The sequence below is a fragment of the Mesorhizobium sp. M7A.F.Ca.CA.002.05.1.1 genome, assembly GCF_003998335.1.
GTDB lineage: Bacteria > Pseudomonadota > Alphaproteobacteria > Rhizobiales > Rhizobiaceae > Mesorhizobium.
This window is the reverse complement of the sequence record NZ_RZQI01000294.1, coordinates 1-6,468: the sequence shown is the minus strand read 5'-3', so window position 1 is coordinate 6,468 and position 6,468 is coordinate 1. Positions and strand designations below refer to the sequence as shown.

Below are 6,468 nucleotides of genomic sequence, written 5' to 3'. Positions count from 1 at the left end.
GCGACAGCCCGGCGCCGGTGGCGAAGGTCTCCAGTGCCTGGGCCGCGCCATCAAGCGGAACGTCGATCGCCAGAAAATCCTTCAGCGCGGAAAAGGCCCCGCTCGACAACCGAACGCTGCGCAACTCGGCTTTCTCGATCAGCCGCCGGGCAATGTCGGACGGCGCGCGTCCGGCGGACGCCGACAGGCGCGCCTCTTCCATGCCGCTGGCGATATGGGCGGAAAGACCGTCCAGATCACCATCGAGGACGAGGGCGGCGACCGGCCCGGAAAGCTGGCCGTTGCGCGGCGGGTTGGCGAGATCGGCGAGAGCCGTCTCAAGCATCGGCGCCGAGCCGAACGCACGGGCAAGGCGCATGCGCCAGCCGCGCGGCAGGCCGAGGGCAGCAAAAACCGCCTCGAAAATGGTCTGGTCGCCTAGCGTGATCGCCAGCGCCTGACCAGGCAGCACCAGCGACAGCAGCGCATGCGCGTCGGCTACCGAGCGGGCATCGGCTCCAGCGGTATCGCGGTCACCGAGATCCTCAATGCCGGCCTGGAAGAACTCGTTGCCGCCTTCGCGGCGCTGTCGAAACACCTCGCCGAGATAGGAATATCGGCGGGGTGTGCCGGCCTGCGAGCTTATGTGGTCGAGGCAGACGGGGATGGTGAATTCCGGCCGCAGGCACAGCGTCTGGCCGGTCTCGCTTTCGGTCAGGAAGATGCGGCGGCGCAAATCCTCGCCGGCCATGTCGAGGAAGGGGTCCGCCGGCTGCAATATGGCGACCTCGACGGCGTGCGTGTTGCGCGTGGCGAAGAGGTTGGTGATGTCGGTGGAGATGGCGGGGGTGCGGGAGGTCAACTTGCTGACCTCAGTGCTGCACGACCCTCTGGTCCCAAACCAGAGGCGCCAACGATCCAGGCGAAGGCCGGCGCTCTACGGCGCCCCCCTCTGCCCTGCCGGGCATCTCCCCCTCTAGGGGGTAGATCAGATGTCGGCTCGGCTTTCGCCAATCTCAAAGGTTGCAAGGAGAATGCCTTCGGCCAAGCTGCCAATCTCCCCCCTAGAGGGGGAGATGTCCGGCAGGACAGAGGGGGGCGCCGTAGAACGCGGCCTCTACTTGCCACGCGCCCTCTCCTCGGCCTGCGCCGCCAAAATCTTCTTCACCTCGGCGACCAGCTCGCCCTCCGCCACCGTCACCTGCGCCGGGCGCGCGGCGCGCCATTCGGCGTTATCGGTGATTTCGGCAGACATGCGCGCGCCTTCGATCAGGTCCTTGATCTGCAGCTCGCCCTTGGCGCGCTCGTCGCCGCCCTGGATGATGGCGACCGGGCAGCCGCGCCGGTCGGCATATTTGAGCTGCGCCTTCATGCCGGCGCCGCCGAGATACATTTCGGAACGGATGCCGGCGGCGCGCAGCTCCGCCACCATCTTCTGGTAGCGGCCGAGGCTGTCGGTGTCCTTGTCCATCACCAGCACGACGACAGGAGCAATCACGTCCGAGGCGTCGAGCTTGCCGAGGTTCTTCAGCGCGGTCATCAACCTGGAGACGCCGATGGAAAAGCCGGTCGCCGGCACAGGCTCGCCGCGGAAGCGGGAAACAAGGCCATCGTAGCGGCCGCCGCCACCAACCGAGCCGAAGCGTACGATCTGGCCGTCCTCGTTGGGGATTTCGGCCAGAAGCTCGGCTTCGAGGACGGGGCCGGTGTAGTATTCGAGGCCGCGCACGACCGAGCGGTCCATGGCGATACGGTCCTCGCCATATCCCGCCGCCCTGACCAGCGCTTTAATCGTGGCGAGTTCGCCGACGCCTTCCTGGTAGATGGCGTTCGAACTGACCGTGGAATCCTGGCCGGCTTGTATGGTCCTCGCAGTCGCGAGAAGAACCGCCTCGGCTTGCCCGTTGTTCAACCCGGCGCCCTTGGCGAAGTCGCCTTCGCCCTCCTTGCCGCCGTCCCAGCGGCCCGGGCCAAGCAAAAGCTTCACGCCTTCCGGCCCGAGCTTGTCCAGCTTGTCGATCGCGCGCAGGACCGTCAGCCGGCGGCCGCCATTCTCCTCACCGCCGAGGCCGATCGCCTCCAGCACGCCATCCAGCACCTTGCGGTTGTTGACGCGGATGACGTAGTCGCCGCGCTTGATGCCGAGCGCTTCCATGACGTCGGCCATCATCATCGCCATCTCGGCGTCGGCGGCCACGCCCGGCGTACCGATCGTGTCGGCGTCGAACTGCATGAACTGGCGGAAGCGGCCGGGGCCTGGCTTCTCGTTGCGGAACACCCAGCCGGAGCGATAGCTGCGGTAAGGCTTGGGCAGGCGCTCGTAATTCTCGGCGACGAAACGGGCCGTCGGCGCGGTCAGGTCGTAGCGCAGCGACAGCCACTGGTCGTCATCGTCCTGGAAGGAGAACACGCCTTCGTTCGGCCGGTCCTGGTCGGGCAGGAATTTTCCGAGCGCATCGGTGTATTCGATCAGCGGCTGGTCTGCCGGTTCGAAACCGTAAAGCTCATAGACCGAGCGGATCGTCGCCATCATCTTCTCGACGGCGCGGATGTCCTCGGCGCTGCGGTCGGCAAAACCGCGCGGCAGTCGCGCTTTCGTCTTTTCCGATTTGTCGGCCATGAGCTGGGGTCTTTTTTGCTAAGTAATCGATGACATATTGCGAGTGGGCGTGTCCTAACCGAAGCGGCGAGGACCAGCAAGGGTTTGCACCCTCTCTACGAGGTGGCTAGGAACAGTTCGATAGCTTTGCAAGTACAGCGCCGCCCCTCATCCGCCTGCCGGCACCTTCTCCCCGTATAGTGACGGGGAGAAGAGAGCTGAACGCGGACTCGGGCATTCTCTTGCAACCTGGACGACTGGCGAAACCATCGACGAGGGCGTCCTTCTCCCCGTCGCTATACGGGGAGAAGTGCCCGGCAGGGCGATGAGGGGCGGCGCAGAACGACCAAGATTTGGGCCTACCACCGAGCCAAGCTCTGAAACAAAACGCAGCGAAAATGAAACAATCCCGCCACGGGTACGGCATTGTGCCGACACAATCGTCGCCGATAAAGCGCGGGAAATGAGGGGTTCGCGGCCATGACCAGCACAGCAAGATTCCACGCCATCGACAGCGATGCCGAATTGCCCGCACGCCTGCGCCCGGCCGACATCAACGCCCCGAAAATGATCAGCCAGGCTGCCGGCCCGTTCGAAGTGCCCGGCGAGACCGGCAAGGGACCATCCATGCGCGACGCGTTGATGACCGGCCTGCTGGTGATCTATCCGACCGTGGCCACGGTGGTGGCGATCGTCGCCGGCCTGGTGCTGGCCAGCGCCAACGGCACCTGAGCCTATTTCGGCCGCCTGAAAGCCTTCCGCTGCTTCTCGACCTCTTTGCGGCAGACGCAGCCCTCGAGGTGGTCGTTGACCAGGCCCATGGCCTGCATGAAGGCGTAGACCGTGGTCGGGCCGACAAAGCTCCAGCCGCGTTTCTTCAGCTCCTTCGAAATCCGCACCGAGACGGCCGTTGTCGGGTTGGCGCGCAGATGGGCGAGGTCGACGATTTGCGGCCGCTCGTCCTTACCGGGTTCGAACTTCCAGAACCAGGCGGCCAGCGAGCCGAATTCGTCGGCCATTTCGCGGGCGCGCTTGGCGTTGTTGATGGTCGAGACGATCTTGCCGCGATGGCGGATGATGCCGGCATTGCCGAGCAGGCGTTCGACATCCTTGTCGGTGAAGGCGGCGACCTTGTCGAACTCGAAATTAGCGAAGGCTTCGCGAAAATTCTCCCGCTTGCGCAGGATGGTCAGCCACGACAGGCCCGACTGAAAGCCTTCGAGGCAGATCTTTTCGAACAGCCTGCGGTCGTCGGCCACAGGCCGGCCCCATTCATGATCGTGGTAGTGCAGATAGTCGGGCAGATTGCCGTGCCAGAAGCAGCGCGCGACACCGTCGGGACCGGCGAGCAGGCCGGTGTTTTCCTTGTCCATAAGCCAAAATCCGTTCGTTAACGCGCTTTTGCGCGGCATTTACTGCGGCTTTACCAGATTCCTGAACCCTGCGGTAACCACACCAAAAGGTTTACCGACAGTTCCGCATTTTACGCATTCCGATTCATGTTTCGGTTGCTGCTTGCGCGCCAATGATCGCCGAACCGGGAGGACGTTTCCACCCGTTTTGTATCAGACGATCAAGGTGCGTTACGATGAAGACAGTTCTGTTTCCCGTGCTCGGCGCCGTGGCTGTGTTTGCCGCCGGCGTCACACCCTCCACCGCCGGCGACCGCTATGCCGACAGGCCGCCGGTAATGGTGAGCCCCGACCTTTCCGCACCCTGGGTGCTGCAGCTTGGCCAGGCACCCGGCATCGTGCGCCAGAACCGCCAGGTGGTGCAGCAACAGCGGCGCCTGCGCCTGGCGCAGCCCGACCGGGTGCAGACGGCGGCGGTGCAGCCGCCGGCCAAGCGCATGCTCGCGCGTCCTCAGATCAACCCGATCTACCTGCCGCAGGAAGTCGACTATGACGGAGGCCAGAAGCCGGGCACGATCGTCATCGACACCACCCAGAACTTCCTCTACCTCGTCGAGAAGAACGGCAAGGCAAGGCGCTATGGCGTCGGCACCGGCAAGCCGGGCTTCGAATGGTCGGGTACGCACAAGATCACCAGCAAGCGCGAGTGGCCGGACTGGCGCCCGCCGGCGCAGATGATCAAGCGCGAAGCCGCCAAGGGCCGCTATTTGCCGACCTATCTTGCCGGCGGCGCGGAGAACCCGCTTGGCGCCCGCGCGCTCTACCTCGGCACGACCGAATACCGCATCCACGGCACCAACCAGCCGTGGACGATCGGCGGCGCGGTGTCGTCAGGCTGCATCCGCATGCGCAACGAGGACGTCGTCGACCTTTATGAGCGGGTCAATGTCGGAACCACGGTCGAGGTGATATAATAATCCTTGCGAATCACCTGGCCAGCAAAGCAGTCCGCTTTTCGAGGCCAGTTTAGGGATAACGGGGGACGGGCCGTATGGGGATGCGGCCGGTCAGGAAGGGCAGCACGGGAAACCGCGCTGCCCTTTCCGTTTTTGAGCAGAAATCGAGGGCAAAGGTCACCCACGCGTCGCGCAACGGGCATAGCGGTTCGCTTTCATGCTGCCCTTTACCGCATTCTTTTGCTATCTCGGTGGCTAGTTCCACAAAAGAGTTCACCCATGCCCCTGTCCGAAGACAGCCGTTATCTCAAGGGCGGCCCGGTCGCCCAGCGCATCATCGCCGCCGTTGCCGAGGACGCAGCGATCGCCAAAGCCGAGGGTTTTCCCCCCAAGCTGGTCTCGATCACCGTCGGAGACACCGATGCGGTGGATGTTTATGTGCGCAACCAGCGCGCCAAGGCTGAGCTCGCCGGCATCGATTTCGAGGAGCGGCGCTTTCCCGCCACCATCACGGCAGGCGAGTTGGAAGCGGCCATTCACGGCCTGAATGCCGATCCGCGCGTCACCGGCATCATCATCCAGCGGCCGGTCCCGGTGCATATCCCGATCAGGACATTGCAGGCGGCGGTGCATCCGCTCAAGGATGTCGAAGGCATGCATCCGGCCTCGATCGGCAACATCGTCTACAATCAGCTCGATCTCGCGCCTTGCACGGCGGCCGCCTCGGTCGAACTGCTCAAGGAAACCGGCCTCGACCTCAAGGGACTGGAAGTCGTCATCGTCGGCCATTCGGAAATCGTCGGCAAGCCGATCGCCTTCCTGCTGATGAGCGAAGGCGCGACGGTGACCGTGTGCCATCACATGACGCGGTCGGTCGCCGCCCATGCGCGACGTGCCGATGCGCTGTTCGTCGCCGTCGGCAAGCCGCGGCTGATCAAGGCCGACATGGTCAAGCCGGGTGCTGCCGTCATCGACATCGGCATCAATTCCGAAATCGGCCCCGACGGCTCCAGCCGCATCGTCGGCGACGTCGACACCGAAAGCGTGCGCGAGGTCGCCTCCTGGATCACACCGGTGCCGGGCGGTGTCGGCCCGATCACGGTCGCCATCCTGCTGCGCAACACCATGGTGGCGCTCAGCCGCCAGCGTGCGCTTTATGAGGCGACCTACGGTACGGCGGACAGGCTCGCGGCAGAGTAGCGCTGGGGCTGGCGCCCTACTCCGCGGCGATCAGGCTCTCTTCCCGAACGCCTTCCGGCTTTGGTCCGCCATAGGCCCAGTCGAGCAGCTTGATCGTGTGCACCACCGGCAGCTTCGCGGCGGAAGCGATCTGGGTGATGCAGCCGATGTTGCCGGTGGCGACGATCGAAGCCCCCGTCGCCTCGATGTTTTTCACCTTGCGGTCGCGCAGTTTGGCCGAGATCTCGGGCTGCAGGATGTTGTAGGTGCCGGCGGAGCCGCAGCAGAGATGTCCTTCACGCGGCTCGCGCACGATGAAGCCGGCCTTGGCCAGCAGTTCCTTCGGCTGGCGGGTGATCTTCTGGCCGTGCTGCATGGAACAGGCCGAGTGAGAGGCGAGAAG

At 64.5% G+C, this 6,468-nt stretch carries 7 protein-coding genes; 3 read left to right on the top strand and 4 right to left on the bottom strand.

Annotated features, from left to right (window positions below):
* A partial coding sequence (locus tag EN939_RS16510) for an ATP phosphoribosyltransferase regulatory subunit (protein ID WP_127268835.1) occupies positions 1-841 on the bottom strand: 841 nt, incomplete at its 3' end.
* Between the two features lie 255 nt (positions 842-1,096).
* Positions 1,097-2,599 (bottom strand): histidine--tRNA ligase, encoded by a 1,503-nt coding sequence (hisS, locus tag EN939_RS16500; RefSeq protein ID WP_127268834.1) that lies wholly within the window; start codon positions 2,597-2,599, stop codon positions 1,097-1,099.
* Positions 2,600-3,058: 459 nt separating this feature from the next.
* Here hisS and EN939_RS16490 point away from each other — a divergent pair, with 459 nt between their 5' ends.
* Positions 3,059-3,310, top strand: coding sequence for a hypothetical protein (locus EN939_RS16490; protein WP_127268833.1), 252 nt, complete (start codon positions 3,059-3,061; stop codon positions 3,308-3,310).
* 2 nt (positions 3,311-3,312) lie between these two features.
* On the opposite strand, the gene EN939_RS16485 is transcribed toward EN939_RS16490, so the two are convergent.
* Positions 3,313-3,951: a DNA-3-methyladenine glycosylase I gene (locus tag EN939_RS16485; protein ID WP_127268832.1), complete on the bottom strand. Its 639-nt coding sequence runs from the start codon at positions 3,949-3,951 to the stop codon at positions 3,313-3,315.
* A gap of 215 nt (positions 3,952-4,166) precedes the next feature.
* On the opposite strand from EN939_RS16485, the gene EN939_RS16480 reads away from it, so the two are divergent.
* Both EN939_RS16480 and EN939_RS16475 read left to right on the top strand, forming a co-directional pair.
* Positions 4,167-4,904, top strand: coding sequence for a L,D-transpeptidase (locus EN939_RS16480; protein ID WP_127268831.1), 738 nt, complete (start codon positions 4,167-4,169; stop codon positions 4,902-4,904).
* A 261-nt stretch (positions 4,905-5,165) separates the two neighbouring features.
* On the top strand, positions 5,166-6,086 hold the full coding sequence (locus tag EN939_RS16475; protein ID WP_127268830.1) for a bifunctional 5,10-methylenetetrahydrofolate dehydrogenase/5,10-methenyltetrahydrofolate cyclohydrolase: 921 nt from the start codon (positions 5,166-5,168) through the stop codon (positions 6,084-6,086).
* A gap of 16 nt (positions 6,087-6,102) precedes the next feature.
* On the opposite strand, the gene EN939_RS16470 is transcribed toward EN939_RS16475, so the two are convergent.
* The coding region (locus tag EN939_RS16470) for a heterodisulfide reductase-related iron-sulfur binding cluster (protein ID WP_245473104.1) at positions 6,103-6,468 on the bottom strand (366 nt) is incomplete at its 5' end.

What these genes read in the sequence shown, in the direction of transcription:
- hisS (WP_127268834.1), bottom strand. Translation starts at nt 2,599, where the DNA reads ATGGCCGACAAATCGGAAAAGACGAAAGCGCGACTGCCGCGCGGTTTT.
- EN939_RS16490 (WP_127268833.1), top strand. Translation starts at nt 3,059, where the DNA reads ATGACCAGCACAGCAAGATTCCACGCCATCGACAGCGATGCCGAATTG.
- EN939_RS16485 (WP_127268832.1), bottom strand. Translation starts at nt 3,951, where the DNA reads ATGGACAAGGAAAACACCGGCCTGCTCGCCGGTCCCGACGGTGTCGCG.
- EN939_RS16480 (WP_127268831.1), top strand. Translation starts at nt 4,167, where the DNA reads ATGAAGACAGTTCTGTTTCCCGTGCTCGGCGCCGTGGCTGTGTTTGCC.
- EN939_RS16475 (WP_127268830.1), top strand. Translation starts at nt 5,166, where the DNA reads ATGCCCCTGTCCGAAGACAGCCGTTATCTCAAGGGCGGCCCGGTCGCC.